Source organism: Pantoea sp. DY-15, assembly GCF_019795935.1.
Lineage (GTDB): Bacteria > Pseudomonadota > Gammaproteobacteria > Enterobacterales > Enterobacteriaceae > Pantoea > Pantoea leporis.
In genome coordinates this window covers 172,443-187,800 of sequence record NZ_JAIMIF010000006.1, presented here as the reverse complement: position 1 = coordinate 187,800, position 15,358 = coordinate 172,443, and the positions used below count along the sequence as shown (strand labels likewise).

The window sequence follows — 15,358 nt, the reverse complement described above, 5'->3', positions numbered from 1 at the left end:
AACTTTACAAAAAATAAAACCACAATTCATCCGTTGTCGATTTTTCGGTGGCAAAAAAATAATGAAAACAGAGAATGCATTTTCGCTGAATGCTGCTAGCAGCGAAGAGCACGATGACATTACAGCCTTAAGTTATGCCTTTTCCCTTAAGGCATTTCGCTACATTGATATTGCCCGCGAAGCGCGACTTAATACCATTATGACGCGCTGGCCATTGCTGCGTGAAATAAGCGCCGCACAGGAGTCAGAACGTTAATGCCTGTTATTGCATTACAAGGATTGCGTGGCGGTTGTGGCGCCACTTCGCTGAGCGCCGCACTTGGCTGGGCGTTTAACGCGCTGCAGCAGTCGGTGCTGGTTATCGATTTTTCACCGGTAAATCAGCTAGCTGCCCACTTTAATATGCCGCTCGACCGCTCTCAGGGCTGGGCGCCCGCGCTGCTCGAACAGCACGCTTGGCAGCAGTACGCACAGCGCTATCAAGCGGGGCTGGATTTTCTGCCGTTTGGCGCTCTCACGTCGCAACAGTACGCCAGCATCAGCGCTATCAACGCAGAATTTGCCGCACCGCTGCTACACGCGCTACCGGTCCTGAAATCGCACTACGACTGGATTATTTTCGACATGCCAGCGGATCTGTTGCCGTGGCAGCGATCCCTGGTTACCACCGCCGATCGTCTGCTGCAGGTGCTAACGCTGGATGCCAACTGTCAGTTGCGTCTGCATCACGCGCGTTTTCCTGCGCACACGCTGTTTCTGATCAACCAGTTCAACGCCAACAGCCAGCTACAGCAGGATCTGCATCAGCTGTGGATCAGCTCGCTGAAAAACCTGATTCCCCAGGTGATTCACAGCGATGAAGCGCTGGCGGAAGCGCTGATGATGAAACAGCCGGTGGGCGAATATCGGCCGCATGCGCTGGCCAGCGAAGAGATCAACACCCTGGCTAACTGGCTGCTGCTGCATGTGCCGGGAGGCGCGGCGTGAATCCATTACGCTGGCTGCTGATGCCGCAAGCATGGCAGGCGCTGCAACGCCGCGCTCAGCTGGCGCATCAGCACGGCGCGGGCCGTTTCACCATCGCGCTGCATTTAATGTGGTGCATACTCGCGTGGTCGCTGTTGCGGCTGGAAACCCCCGGTTGGCAGCGCATCCTGCAACATCGTCAACGTTACTACCCGCAAATTTCGCCGCTGCGCCCACGTCCGCTTGACCCGCTGCGCTATGCACTGCAAAGCCTGTGGCTGATGCTGGTATTGCCGCTGGATAAACGCACGCGTAAAAGTTTCAGCGTCAAGCCGCTGTTCCGCTGGCGTGAGCCGCTCTATCAGTGGCTCGGTGCGCTGCCGGCACGGCTGGAACAAAACCGGTTCGCCCAGCGCAGCGAACAACGTATTCAGGCGCTGCCCGTGTGGTTGCGGCAGCTGCTGTTTATCGTGGCAGCGATTGTCGCCAGCCTGCTGGCGCTGCTGTGCATCTCGCAGCCCTTCGGCATCACTACGCAGTTTGTCTTCGTGCTGCTGTTATGGGGATTGGCGATGCTGGTGCGTCGCGTGCCGGGCCGCTTGTCCACCATCATGCTGATCGTGTTATCGCTGACGATTTCCTGCCGTTATCTGTGGTGGCGCTACACCGAAACCCTCAACTGGGACGACCCGATCAGCCTGACATTTGGTCTGCTGCTGATAGGTGCAGAAACCTATGCGTGGGCGGTATTAGTGCTGGGTTATTTCCAGACGCTGTGGCCACTCAATCGTCAGCCGGTCTCGATGCCGCCGGAAATCACCTCGTGGCCGAGCGTCGATATTCTGGTACCGACCTACAACGAACCGCTGAGCGTCGTGAAACCGACCCTCTACGCGGCGATGGGCATCGATTGGCCGCAGGACAAGCTCAATATCTACCTGCTGGACGACGGCACGCGCGAAGAGTTCCGCGAGTTTGCCGCCAGCGTCGGCGTCAATTACGTGGTGCGTCCCACCCACGAACACGCCAAAGCGGGCAACATCAACCATGCTTTGAAAGCCGTGTGCCGCAGCGAATATGTTGCCATTTTTGACTGCGACCATGTGCCGACGCGCTCGTTCCTGCAGCTGACGATGGGCTGGTTCCTGAAAGATCATCGGCTGGCGATGCTGCAAACGCCGCACCACTTCTTCTCACCCGATCCGTTTGAACGTAACCTCGGTCGCTTCCGCCAGACGCCTAACGAAGGCTCGCTATTTTACGGTTTGGTGCAGGATGGCAACGATACCTGGGATGCGGCGTTCTTCTGCGGCTCTTGCGCCATATTGCGCCGAACTGCGCTGGATCAGATCGGCGGCATTGCGGTAGAAACCGTCACCGAAGATGCGCACACCTCGCTGCGCCTGCATCGTCAGGGTTACACCTCGGCGTATATCCGTATTCCGCAGGCTGCGGGTCTGGCCACCGAGAGTTTGTCCGCGCATATCGGCCAGCGTATCCGCTGGGCGCGCGGGATGGTGCAGATTTTCCGCCTCGATAACCCGCTGTTCGGTAAAGGATTAAAGCTGGTGCAGCGCCTGTGTTACGCCAACGCCATGCTGCACTTTCTCGCCGGGATTCCGCGTCTGATCTTCCTGCTGGCACCGCTGGCGTTTCTGCTGTTCCACGCCTACATCATCTACGCGCCCGCGCTGGCGATCGCCATCTACGTGTTGCCGCACATGCTGCACACCAGTTTGACCAACTCGCGCATTCAGGGCCGCTGGCGACATTCGTTCTGGAGCGAAGTGTATGAAACTGTGCTGGCGTGGTACATCGCGCGGCCAACCACGGTGGCGCTGTTTAATCCGCACAAAGGCAAATTCAACGTTACCGCCAAAGGTGGTTTGGTGGCCGAACGTCATCTCGATTGGGTGATTACCAAGCCGTACATGATGCTGGTGCTGCTGAATATCGCCGGTATTGGCATGGCCTTCTGGCGCATGGCGTACGGTCCGGCCAACGAAATGCTCACCATTTGGGTCAGTTTGGTGTGGGTGATTTACAACATGATTATCCTCGGCGGCGCGGTGGCGGTATCGGTTGAAGCGCGTCAGATCCGCGAAGCGCATCGTGTGGAAATCGCCATGCCCGCCGCCATCGCGCGTGAAGATGGACACATGGTGCCGTGCACGCTGCGTGACTATTCCGACGGCGGCGTGGGCGTTGAGCTGCGCGAAGCCGATGCGCTGAAAGAGGACGAAACCGTGTCGCTGCTGCTGCGCCGTGGTCAGCAAGAGTTCAGTTTCCCGTGTCAGGTGCAGCGTGTGTTTGGCCGTCGCGCCGGGATTCGTTTGCATCAACTCAGCACGCGCCAACACATTGAATTTATTCAGTGCACCTTCGCCCGCGCCGATACCTGGGCGCTGTGGCAGGACGGCTTCCCGGAAGATAAACCGGTGCAAAGTCTGGCCGACATTATGGTGCTGGGTTTTAAAGGCTATCTGCGTCTGGCCGAGTATGGACCTGCGCCGCTGCGCCGCTTATTCCGTGGCCTCACCGCGCTGGTGAGTTGGCTGGCGACACTGCTACCGCAGCGTATTGACCGCCAGCCTGCGACGATCAAAACCGATTTTACTTAAGTTGATGATATGACCATGACGAAAAAACTGAGTTGGTTCACCGCCCTGCTGCTGGGCTGCGTCTCTGTGGTGCAGGCCGCGCCGCTGACTTCTGGCGCCATGACTGCGCCGCAGCCGTTACCGGAGGTGAACGCGCGGGTCGACGCCAACGCGCCGCTGCGTGACAGCCAGCTGGTGTTTAATCAGGTCGCTCCGCCGCCCGGTAGCATGACGCTGCGCGGTACCGAACCAAGCAGCCAGATTGAGTTCGGCGTGCGCAGCGATGAAGTGGTGACGCGCGCGCTGCTGAATCTGAGCTATCGTCCCTCGCCGGCGCTGATTCCGACGCTGTCGCAGCTCAAAGTCTATCTCAACGATGAGCTGGTGGGATTGGTGACGGTCACCGCCGAGCAGCTCGGCAAAGAGAACCAAACGCAAATCCCTATCGATCCGCGCTTTATCAGCGACTTCAACCGCGTGCGGCTTGAGCTGGTAGGTCACTATGCCAACGTATGTGAAAACCCGGCCAACAGCACCATCTGGCTGGATATCGGCAAAGCCAGCAAACTCGATCTAACGCTGCAAAAGCTGCCGCTGAAAAACGATCTGTCGCATTTCCCGGAGCCGTTCTTTGATACGCGCGACAGCCGTCCGCTGCAGCTGCCAATGGTCTTCAACGCCCAGCCGAATCTGCTGCAACAGCGCGCGGCGGGGATTCTGGCTTCCTGGTTTGGCAGCAAAGCGCAGTGGCGCGGACAATCCTTCCCGGTGCTGTATAACCAGCTGCCCAAAGAGCAGCATGCGGTGGTGTTTGCCACCAACGATCATCGCCCCGACTTCCTGAAAGATCTGCCGCCGGTGGAGAAACCGACGGTGGAGATGGTGAATCAGCCGGACAATCCGTACGAGAAGATGCTGCTGATCCTCGGCCGTGACGATAACGACCTGCTGACCGCCGTCGAAGGCATTGCGCAAGGCCAGCTGCTGCTGCGCGGCGACAGCTCAACCATCGACAGCGTAAAACGGCTGGCCGCACGCCAGCCGTACGACGCACCGAACTGGGTGCGCACCGATCGCCGCACCACCTTTGCCGAGCTGGCGCAGTATCAAAACCAGCTGCAGGGCGACGGTTTGCAGCCGAATCCAATCAGCCTGACGCTGAATCTGCCACCGGATCTGTTCCTGGTGCGCGCGCGCGGCATCGATATGGATCTGCGCTACCGCTACACCTCGCCGATTCAGCAGGATGGTTCGCGCCTCGCGGTGCATCTCAACAATCAGTTCATGCAGGATTATCCGCTGACGCAGAAAGATACCGCCGGTCAGCAGCTGATGCGCATCCCGCTGATGCAAGGTTTGCAGGACAGCAATCGCCAGTTGACCATTCCGGCGCTGCGCCTTGGCGTAGTGAATCAGCTGCGTTTTAACTTTGATTACGCCAACACCTTTATTGGCGGTACCGCCGATGGCCGCTGCGAAACCGTCACCGCCGTCGGACATCACGTGGTGATCGACGATACCTCGAGCATCGATTTCTCTGGCTATCGTCACTACATCGAAATGCCGTCGCTGGGCGCGTTCGCCAACGCTGGTTTCCCGTACAGCCGCTACGCCGATCTGGCGCAAACGCTGGTGTTGGTGCAATCCAGGCCGAGCAATGATGAAGTCAGCACGCTGCTGAATGCGCTCGGCAGCATCGGCGCACAAACCGGTTATCCGGCGCTGCGCGTGCAGATGAGCGATGACTGGAGCACAGCGAAATCGGCGGATGCGGATTTGATGATGATCGGCGGCATTCCGCAGGATCTGCAGGACGACACGAAGATCACGCTGCTGGCCGATGCCGCCCGCAGCTGGATCAGCATGCCTGCACGCAGCAACGCGGCAGCCAACGTACCGATTTCTGACAGTGAACGTGCAGTGGAAAGCCAAACCACCATCAGCTCACGCGGGCCGATGGGCGCGATTGTCGGCTTCCAGTCACCGTTTAACGATCAACGCAGCGTCGTGGCATTGCTGGCCGACAGCCCACGCGGCTGGGAGCTGCTGAATAACGCGCTGCTCGACAGCGGCAAACGCGCGGCAGTGTTCGGTACCGCCACGGTGATCCGTGAATCGGGCGTTAACAGCATCCGCGTCGGCGATACTTATTACGTCGGTCACCTGCCGTGGTGGGAACGCCTGTGGAATCTGCTGGCCACCCATCCGGTGTGGCTGGCGATTTGCGCGGTGGTGGTGGTGGTTCTGTTTGCGCTGATGGCATGGCGTTTAATGCGCATGGTCAGCCGTCGCCGTCTGGCCGAGCTGGATGACGATGAATAAGCTGCAGCTGGGATTGCTGATCAGTAGCACGCTCGGGGTGTTGGCCGGCGCGACTGCCGCCCCGATCGGTCCCCAGGTTTCGCCGGTTGAGTGGCTGCTGATGCAGATTCGTACCGGCGAATCGACCAACAAAATCGATCTGGTACAGCAATCGCTCTATCGGCTGGAAAAAATCGATCCTGATAATCCGCAGGTGCTGGCGGCGCAAATCCGCATGGCACTGCGCCAGGGCGATCAGGCCAAAGCGCAAAAACTGCTGGATGAACTGAAGCGCGTGGCACCGAATGCCGCCGCCACGCGTGAATCAGCAGCCGGCTTGCGTCTGGTGACTGCGGAAGGGCGTCAGCAGCTGCAGCAGGCGCGACTGCTGGCCACCGCCGGGCATGTCGTCGAAGCCAAAGCCGCGTGGGACGCGCTGTTCCAAGGCGTGTTCCCCGATGTGAATACCGAGCTGGAGTATTGGCGGCTGGTGGCGCGTTTACCCGGCCAGCAGCCGCAAGCGTATCAACAGTTGCAGGCGCTGGAACAGCGCTATCCCGGCAACATCGGCGTAGAACTGCAGCTGGCGCGCATGGCGTTTGATAATAATCAGCCGGCCGAAGCCTTCACCCAGTTGCGTCGTCTCGCCAACCGCAACGGCGGGCGCGATGCCGCTTCCGAGCTGTGGCTACAGCAGATCCAGAATCAGCCGGTGAGCGAAAGCAGCGTCGCCAGCCTGCAGCAATATCTGCAAACCTTTACCGAAGGCGATGCCCAGCAGCGCGGTCAGCAAGAGCTGGCGCGTCAGCAACAACTGCTCGCCGATCCCGCGTATCGCCAGCGCATGCGTGGCTTAGCGCTGGTGGATGCCGGTGGCGGCGCCAATGCGATTGCCGCGCTCAATGCCGCGCTAACCGCCAATCCCAACGATGCTGAATTGATGGGCGCGATGGGCCAGGCGCAGGCGCGAGCCAACAATCGCGCCGCCGCCATTAGCTGGCTGGAGAAAGCGATACAGGCCGGTCAGGCCAGCACGCAGATCGGCAAATGGCAGTCGCTGCTGCAAACCAACCGTTACTGGTTGGCGATCAACAACGGCGATGCGGCGCTGAAAAAAGGCGATATCGCGGCGGCGGAAGGGTATTACCGCAGCGCGCAAGCGCTGGATAATCGCGATAGCTGGGCGCTAATTGGCTTGGGTGATGCCGCGCTGGCACGTAAAAACACTGCGCAGGCAGAGCGTTATTGGCAGCAGGCGCTGCGCTTAGATCGCAGCAATAGCACGGCGAAACGTCGTCTGCTACAGCTGCGCACCGATGCGCTGATGGCCGAAGCCGATGCGTTGGCGCAGCAAGGCCAATGGCATCAGGCGGCGGAGAAGTATCGCCAGGTAGCGCAGGCGAATCCCGATGATATCTGGCTGGTTTATCGACTGGCTGGCGCGCTGCGCAACGGCGGCGAAGAAACTCAGGGCGCGCAGGTGATGGACGCGATGGTGCGCCAGCATCCACAGGAACCCACAGCGCTGTATGCATCGGCGCTGTGGCTGGCTTCCGGCGACCGCGATGACGCGGCGCTGGCCACCTTGCATCGCCTGCCCGCTGCGCGCTGGGACAGCAACATGCATGAGCTGGCCGATCGTCTCGAGCAGGACAAGGTGTTTACCCGCGCCAGTGATTTACGCACGCGCGGCGATGAAACGGCGGCGATTGCGCTACTGCAACAGCAACCCGCTTCTATCCGCCGCGATATCACGCTGGCCGATTGGGCGCTGGAGCGCGGCGACGCCCGCCGCGCGCTGGCGAACTATCAACAGGTGCTGCAGCAAGACGGTAAAAACGGCGATGCGGCGCTGGGTCGTATCGAAGCCTTGATCGCCTTAAAACGCCCTGCTGAAGCGCAACGCGCGTTACAAGCCTTGCCGCCAGGCGTGGCGCAGCAAAGCGTGAACAGCGGTCGACGCGTGGCGCTCGCCTGGCAAAACAGTGGCGATGCGGTGCGTGCTCAACAGATTTTTGCTGAGCTGAAAACCCGCGCGACGCAACAGGTCGCGTCACAGGAAAAAGCGTTGGTGTTTCGCGATGCGGCGCGGCTGGAAACGCAGCTGCAACAACCCGCACAAGCGCAGCAGGATTATCAACGGGCGATGGCCGCGAGCGGCATCAGCCCGGATGTGCCACAGGATAACGATCGTTATACGCAATTAACCCGCAATCAGGTGCAGGATGACTGGCTGAAACGCAGCATCCGCAGCGACGCCGCCGATCTTTATCGCCAGCAGGACACCACGTTCACGCTGGAGCAGGATTACTCGCGCAACAAAGGCAACGGCGGCACCTCCGATTTCACCGCCCATACCACCATGATGCAGGCAGAAACGCCGCTGGCCGATGGCCGCAGCTTTGTGCGTGTCGATCATGTGCTGGTTTCAGCTGGCACCTTCTCCACCAGCAACGGCAGCCACAGCGAGCAGTTCGGCAGCTGTAACGATGACAATTCCGGCGGATGCAGCCGCGACTTTAACCAGCGCGATGAAGGCACTGCGCTGGGCGTGGGCTGGCATAACGATCGCTGGTCGGCAGACTTCGGCACCACGCCGCTCGGCTTCGAGACCAGCAACTGGGTCGGCGGCGTCAGCTGGAAAACCGACGTCAAAGACATTGGCCTGACGTTCACCGCATCACGCCGACCGATCTCCAGCTCGCTGCTGGCGTACGCAGGCGCGCGCGATCCCGCGGCGAACGGCGGCAAAACCTGGGGCGGCGTGGTGGCAACCGGCGGCTCGCTCGGGCTGAGTTATGATCAGGGCGGCGCGCATGGCGTGTGGGGCGATATCAGTGCGCATCAGCTCAGCGGTGATAACGTCGCAGATAACAGCCGCGAACGCCTGATGGCGGGCTATTACTACAAGCTGATTAATGAAGATAATCGCCGCGCCACCGTTGGCCTAAACAGCATGCTGTGGCATTACCAGAAGGATCTCAGCGACTACACCTTTGGTCAGGGCGGCTATTACAGCCCGCAGCAATATTTCTCGCTGTCGGTGCCGGTGACCTATCGCCAGCGCACAGAGAACTGGTCGTTTGATCTCGGCGGCTCGGTTTCCTGGTCGCAATCGCATACCGACGGGCAGCTGCGCTATCCGGTCAATCCAGGCTTTACGCTGGCGTCGAATCCCACTTCAGACAGCAGTTCGGGCGCCGGTTTCGGTTACACGCTGCAGGCGCTGGTGGAGCGACGCATTACGCCGCATTGGTCGGTGGGATTGGCGATGGATATTCAGCAGGCGAAGGATTACACCCCAAGCCACGGCCTGATTTTCATGCGCTACTCGATGTCCGGCTGGAACGGCGACATGGATATGCCGCCACAACCGCTAACGCCGTATGCGGATTTTAAATAGCGACTTCGGATGTAACTCACAATAACTCTGACGCCTGAGAGTCTTTAACGGCACACATTTTAGTGTACAATGTACTCCTTGAAGGCAAAGGAGATAGCCGATGAGTCATGCGATTGAGTTTATTGAAACTCCGATATTTACTCGTCAGATAAAGCAAATCGCCACGGATGACGAACTCAGGGAGTTACAAAAAACGCTTATCGAGTCACCCGATAAAGGTGATCTCATTCAACATACGGGTGGCCTGCGAAAAATCAGGATGGCAACGGGTAATCAGGGAAAAAGTGGCAGTGCAAGGATGATTTATTTCCTGGCCACCGTTGAAGTGATTTACCTGGTAATGGCCTACCCGAAAAATATCAAAGAGAGCCTCACGGATGCGGAAAAAGCCGAGTTGAAGAAGTTGACCCAACGATTAAAAGACGAGGTATAACATGAGTTTTTTTGACGAGCTGAAAGCATCGCTTGAAGAAGCTGTAGAAATTAAAAACGGTACAAGCGAGCCTGCTCGCGTAACCCGTTATGAGTTGGCTGACGTAAAAGCCATTAGGATGCAGCTGAACGTCTCGCAAAGCGAAATGGCGCAGGTCCTCGGCACCAGCCTCGATACCATTAAAAGTTGGGAAACGGGGCGGCGCAATCCGACCGGGCTGGCCGCAAAGGTGCTGGCAACGATTCAAGCCAATCCAAAATTCTTCCATGAGCTTGCGTCACACTAATGAACAGCTCCGCCGTCCTGAGGTCGCCATAAATGGCGCCCCTACGGATGAGGTGCCGGTTTTGTAGGGTCGCCATTTATGGCGACCTGGTTAAAAATGGGACTTACCGCTTTTCCTGATACGCCATCCAGGTCAGCAGCTGCAGGCTGGCGGAAAAGTAGTTTTGATCCGCTGCTAGCGTGTCATTGAGATACTGGGTTTGACCCAGGGTCAAATCGCGCACCGCAATCAATCCCCCCTCCATGTTGTACGGCGCTGGCGTGTTGCCCAACACATCATACCAGGCGGGCGTGGTCATGCGCGCCGAACCTTGCCAGACACGCTGGAACGGCACCAGACGCAGGCTTTGCGGGTCGTACCACCAGATATTTAGCGGAATACGGATCGCGTCATAGCTGAAGCGATTGGAATAGCCGACCGCCGGTGCCACAGAACCATCAGCATTCAGCGCCACCCAATCGAGCGGCAGGCCGGTTTTGCCGAAGTGCATCTCACCCAGCAAATCCATGCTGTCATCAATCAGCTCATTCCAGATACGCAGATGGCTGTGTTCCGCAAACTCGCGCCAGGCCTCAAACAGGAAATAAGAGGGATTAAGCACCACGTAGCTGGTTTTGTTGAAGCCCTGCGCGCCCGGCAGCATCACTTTATGTCCGCCGTAGCTGATCACATTCAGCTTGACGATCGCACGCTGAATGCGGTCGGAGGCCTGCTGATAATCGCCGCCCCACTTTTGCGCCGCACGTTGCAATGCCCAGGCAATCAGGACATCACCATCTGAAGCATTGTTTTTGTCGGCAATCGGATCGGCGGCACCTGGCGTGTAGCGCCAGTAGAACAGATCGTTTTGCGGATTACGCAGATGGCTGCGCGTCCACTGCCACAGCAGATCGAAGGTGGCGCGATCGTCATGCGCCACCGCCAGCAACATGCCGTAGCCTTGCCCTTCGGTATGGCTGACGTTGTTGTTGGCCGTATCGCTGATTCGACCATCACTGCCCATAAAACGGCTTTTGTAACTACTCCAGCCATCTGCGGCCGCCTGAGCGCTAAAAAACATCACCATGAAACACAGCATCCATTGACGCCAGAACCGCATCACTCTCATTACAGCATCCTATTGATATCGATAGTGCAGCGTGCCGCCGTCGTTGTTCTCCAGCGTCACCGGCACCGCCGCGCTGCCGCCTTGTGCCTGCAGCCACTGCGCATACACGCCCGCCAGCACCGCGCTCAACGCCAGCTGCCAACGTTCAACACCGACGTTGCTGTCACCCTGCGGCAGCGCGTGGTGCTGAATCAGAATGGCATTCTCCTGCGGCTGTAATTGCACAAAGCCCCAGTTAAATCGCGCCAGCTGCAAATTCATTTCACGCTCCAGATCCTGCACGGTGCGCGCGTCGGGTAAAGGATAGCGTGTTGCCAGCGATACGCCGACTCCGTTGAGGAAGCCTTCTGCTTCCTCGCCCGCGTTGTCCAGCATGCTCTCAATCATCGCGCTCACCAAATCAAACCAGCCCGGCTGATGCGGATGGCTGACGCGCGCGGTTACTTGCTCACTCATTAGTAATCTCCGAACATGTAACGAAAGTACAGATTGGCTGTGCTTTCGTTGTAATCGCCAAAGGTGTCGTAGCCGAGCTGACCGCCCACGGTGACATCTTTGTTGATCTTATAATCCGCACCGGCATGCAGGTTGTAGCCAATGCCGTTTTTGCTGTCGCCGCTGTAGAACGCATCCTTCACGTAGCCTTGATCGGCCAGACTTTGCAGCTGCGCCTGCAACGACGGATTATTCGGGAAGTAGGCGCTCTTATCCTGGCTGTAGGATTGATAACCCACCGAACCGCCGACGTTCACTTTCAGATCGTCAAACTTGCGGCTGAACTCGATAGGGAACGACACCGACGCATAGTTCTGCGGGCTGAAGTAACCGCCCTGACCGTAGCTGAAGTAGCTGAGGTTTTTCGAGTAATCCATCCACGACAAGCTCATGCCGACTTTCAGCTCGCGATCGTCAAGATGATACGGGCGCACATACGCGCCTGCGGTGGCCTGCACGCTGTTGTTGCTCGCCACGTTTTCGCCGATGTAGCTATACGCGCCGCCGCCGACATAGAAACCGGCATCGCCGTTGTCGTAACTCAGCAAGGCGTTACCGCCGTTTTTGGTCACGCGGCCCCAGCGTTTACCGCTGGTTTTGTCTTCGACGCCGACATACGACAGCAAGCTGTCGGTCATCGCGCGACGTTCACCGGTGAGGATCAGCGTCAGGAAGTCGGTCAGCTTCGGCGACCACTGCACGCCGCCCACCAGCGTGCTCAAGTCCTGACCCAGCGGCGTGCTGCCGAGGTCAATCTTGTAGCTGTCGCCCTTCAGCGCCATGTTCAGCTCCACGCCGGTCGCGGATTGCGAATCGGTGGAGGAGTTGGGCACATCGTCGATTTTCGCATCACCCGATGCCACCACTTGTCCCTGCACCAGCGAGTTGGTGCCGAAACGACGCCATGCGTCGCCACCGGCGCTGCCGGCGGTGAGGGAAACCGGCGTCATGGTGAAGTCGAAGCGCGACTCGCCAAACGGCACGGTGGAGAAGGTGAGCGGCGCTTTGGCTTCGGTGAGTTTGCTCAAGCCTGATTCGCCATCACGACCGCGTACCTGCATTTCGCCCTGCACCCAGGTGCCGGTTTTCTCTTGCAGGTCATCCATCATGTTGTCGATTTGGCGCAGCGTCTGGCTCTGCTGAATCGCCGGCGTGTTGCTCGCCAGCGTCACGCCTTCGGCGCTGCTGGTGGCCGCCGGAGCCGACTGCCACGGCATCACCGCGCCATAGCTGGACGGCGTGCGGCCCACCGGCGAGGTGCCGCGATTGATAAACGGATTGTCGGCCAGCGCCAGACCGCCAACGCTTGGTACGCTGCCGGTTTCTGCGCCCTGCAGACCAATCAGCTGACCGCGCGCGGTACGCAGGTAGCTCATCGCCTGGCTGTGTTCGCCATTGGCTTCGGCCACGCGGGCTAACAGTAGCAAGCGATCCGGCGACTGCTCATTGCGCAGGCCGCGCGTTAAGGTATTGGCTTTGTTGACGTCATTCTGCGCCAGCGCCACGTTGATGGCGCCGGTGCGCGCATCTTGCGTTGGCGTATCCTGCGTCATCAGGTAGTCGTACACCACGCCCGCTTCTTTGTTCATCTTGCCGGACTGATAGAGTCGCGCCATGGCGAACATCAGATCGCGGTTCTGCGGATCGTGCTGCAGCGCGCCCACCAGCTTGTCGTAAGCGGCGGCGTACTGTTTCTGCTCGCGCAGACGATCCACTTCGTTGATCACGTAGCCGTTGCGGATGCCCGCCAGCTGGGTTGGCGTGCTGCGTGCCTGCAGTTCCGGGCTACTGAGGAAGCTCTGCGCTTCGGTATTCTGCCCGGCCTGATTCAGCACCGCCACCTGCGCGGCGTAATCACCGGCGTTGCCCTGAATGCCGCGCTGCATGTTGCTGCGCACCACGGAGACGGCAGTGGTGAGATCGCCGGCTTTCGCCAGCTTCTGCGCCAGGTTACCGGCATCAACCGGATTGGCGGGCGGCGTAGAGGCCAGCGCACGCAAGGTGTTGGCTGCTGCCGCGTTCGAGCCCTGCGCCAGATACTGATCGGCGGTAGCCATCTGCAGGTTGAAGTTGACGCGCTGCGCCAGCTCGCGCATATCGCTGTTTTTGCTGCTGTTGGGAATGCGAGACAGCAACTGACTCGCCTGCTGCCACGCGCTGCTTTCGCTGGCGTTTAACGCACCCGCGTAGAGTTCGGTGGTGCTGGCGCCGCTGCGCATAGTGGGCTGCATGATATTGGCCGCCATCATGTTATTGCCCTGCGCGCGGTAGAGACGTGCCAAATCGAGACGCAGCCAGCCATCGTTAGGATAGCGCTGAATACCCGAGGTCAAGGTGGCGATGGCGGCACTGTTATTGCCCGCCGCCACTTCACGTTTGGCCTGGGCACGAATTGGATCGGTACTGCTGCCGCGCGGTGCCACGCTTTGGCGCACGCTGTCGGGCAGCGACGCCAGCAACGTATTGGCTTCTGCGCCACGGTTCTGCTGACGCAGCACGTAGAACAAGCCTTCTTTGGCGTTGCGGTTATTGGCATCGCTTTGCAGGATGGCGCGATAGGTTTGCTCCGCCTGATCGAGCTGATTGCTGCGACGCTGCACATCGGCGCGGAACAGTTTAGCGGAGACGCCTTTCTCGCCATCGGCCTGCGCCAGCGGTTCGCTCAGCGCCAACGCCTGCGCGCTGTCACCATTTTTCAGCGCCTGCTGCGCGGTGCCCAGCTGCGCGTAGAAGCGTGCATCGGCGGCCTGCTTCTGGCGCGTGTCGCTCTGATCGCCACCCATCTGCGCTGCGCGCGTCAGGTAATCCGCCGCTTCGGCATAACGTCCAGCGCGCTGGGCAACATAGCCCATACCGGCCAGCGCATCCGCATCTTGCGGGTTGGCTTGCAGCACTTTCTCAAAGTTGTTCTGCGCGTTGCTGACGTCGCCGCTGTTCAGCGCGGTAAAGCCCGCACCCTTCTCAGCGCCGCCGACGTTTTTACGGTAGTAATCCAGCACCGCGTTGTCTTGCGGATGGCGCTGCTGCCAGGTTTGGTACAGCGACGCATCGGAAGCCTGCGGACCAAGCCACAACAGCGCCTGACGCAGTGAACGATCCGCTTCTTTGTTGCCGTCTGCCAGGCTGCCGAGCACATCGATACCCTGACGACGCGTTGCTTCCTGATAGGTCAGCGCTTTACCCAGCGCCAGTTTGGCACCGGTATCCTGCGGATGATCGGCGGAGAACTGACGCAGCGCTTCAACCGCCTGCGGCAGCAGCGAACGATCGCCCGCCATGGTCAGATAATATTCGGCTGCCACGCTCGGCGGCGGCTCGTTGCCACTGAAGGTGTTACGCCAGGTTTGCAGCGACGCCGCGATGTTGCCGCTGCGTGCCTGCTGGCGCGCCAACTGCAGCTGCGCCTGCGGAATGGTTTGCAGCTGGCGGGCGTTATCCAGCTCGGTGAGATGCGGATCGTTCGGCGAGGCCGCGCTCAGGCGCGCACGCCACTGCGCCGCTTCCGCCGTGCCGCCGCTCTGCTGTGAATAGAGCGCCAGCAGATAGAGCGCTTGCGTGTTGTTCGGCTCAACCATCAGCACTTTCTGCAGCGAGGCTTTGGCCAAATCGTCATGCGCTTTCTGGTGCCAGTAAGCCGCCTGATCGAACAGCGCCTGTAACGCAGGATTACTGCTCTCCGCCGCCAGCAGCGGCTGAGAGAGCGTCAGCGCCCCACCCAGAATCAGGGCATGGCGAATACCGGCACTTAACAGATGTTTTTTCATTG

The 15,358-nt window shown here is 59.5% G+C and carries 10 protein-coding genes; 7 read left to right on the top strand and 3 right to left on the bottom strand.

What is annotated here, in order from left to right; genetic code table 11:
- Window positions 1–61 precede the first annotated feature (61 nt).
- The 7 genes from bcsR to nadS all read left to right on the top strand — a co-directional run bounded on the left by bcsR (window position 62) and on the right by nadS (window position 9,989).
- Complete coding sequence (bcsR, locus tag K5Y32_RS21160) at window positions 62–256, top strand: cellulose biosynthesis protein BcsR (protein ID WP_222185696.1); 195 nt, start codon at window positions 62–64, stop codon at window positions 254–256.
- Complete coding sequence (gene bcsQ / locus K5Y32_RS21155) at window positions 256–987, top strand: cellulose biosynthesis protein BcsQ (protein ID WP_222185695.1); 732 nt, start codon at window positions 256–258, stop codon at window positions 985–987. The genes bcsR and bcsQ overlap by 1 nt, the downstream gene beginning before the upstream one ends.
- Window positions 984–3,587: a UDP-forming cellulose synthase catalytic subunit gene (gene bcsA, locus K5Y32_RS21150; protein WP_370635126.1), complete on the top strand. Its 2,604-nt coding sequence runs from the start codon at window positions 984–986 to the stop codon at window positions 3,585–3,587. The genes bcsQ and bcsA overlap by 4 nt, the downstream gene beginning before the upstream one ends.
- Window positions 3,588–3,602: 15 nt before the next feature.
- Complete coding sequence (gene bcsB, locus K5Y32_RS21145) at window positions 3,603–5,888, top strand: cellulose biosynthesis cyclic di-GMP-binding regulatory protein BcsB (protein ID WP_222185694.1); 2,286 nt, start codon at window positions 3,603–3,605, stop codon at window positions 5,886–5,888.
- The gene (bcsC, locus tag K5Y32_RS21140; RefSeq protein ID WP_222185693.1) at window positions 5,881–9,270 is read left to right on the top strand and encodes a cellulose synthase complex outer membrane protein BcsC; all 3,390 of its coding nucleotides are present in this window, start codon (window positions 5,881–5,883) and stop codon (window positions 9,268–9,270) included. The genes bcsB and bcsC overlap by 8 nt, the downstream gene beginning before the upstream one ends.
- Window positions 9,271–9,370: 100 nt before the next feature.
- A complete protein-coding gene (locus tag K5Y32_RS21135) occupies window positions 9,371–9,703 on the top strand; it encodes a type II toxin-antitoxin system RelE/ParE family toxin (protein ID WP_222185692.1) in 333 nt (110 codons plus the stop codon).
- 1 nt (window position 9,704) lies between these two features.
- On the top strand, window positions 9,705–9,989 hold the full coding sequence (nadS, locus tag K5Y32_RS21130; RefSeq protein ID WP_222185691.1) for a NadS family protein: 285 nt from the start codon (window positions 9,705–9,707) through the stop codon (window positions 9,987–9,989).
- 103 nt (window positions 9,990–10,092) lie between these two features.
- Here the strand turns inward: nadS and K5Y32_RS21125 are convergent, their stop codons facing one another.
- Genes K5Y32_RS21125 through K5Y32_RS21115 form a run of 3 tightly spaced genes read right to left on the bottom strand, consistent with a single transcriptional unit; the run spans window position 10,093 to window position 15,356 of the window.
- A complete protein-coding gene (locus K5Y32_RS21125) occupies window positions 10,093–11,097 on the bottom strand; it encodes a glycosyl hydrolase family 8 (RefSeq protein WP_222185690.1) in 1,005 nt (334 codons plus the stop codon).
- Window positions 11,098–11,106: 9 nt separating this feature from the next.
- On the bottom strand, window positions 11,107–11,553 hold the full coding sequence (gene bcsD / locus K5Y32_RS21120) for a cellulose biosynthesis protein BcsD (RefSeq protein ID WP_008104594.1): 447 nt from the start codon (window positions 11,551–11,553) through the stop codon (window positions 11,107–11,109).
- Complete coding sequence (locus K5Y32_RS21115; protein WP_222185689.1) at window positions 11,553–15,356, bottom strand: cellulose biosynthesis protein BcsC; 3,804 nt, start codon at window positions 15,354–15,356, stop codon at window positions 11,553–11,555. Before K5Y32_RS21115 ends, bcsD begins: the two co-directional genes overlap by 1 nt.
- Window positions 15,357–15,358: the final 2 nt, after the last annotated feature.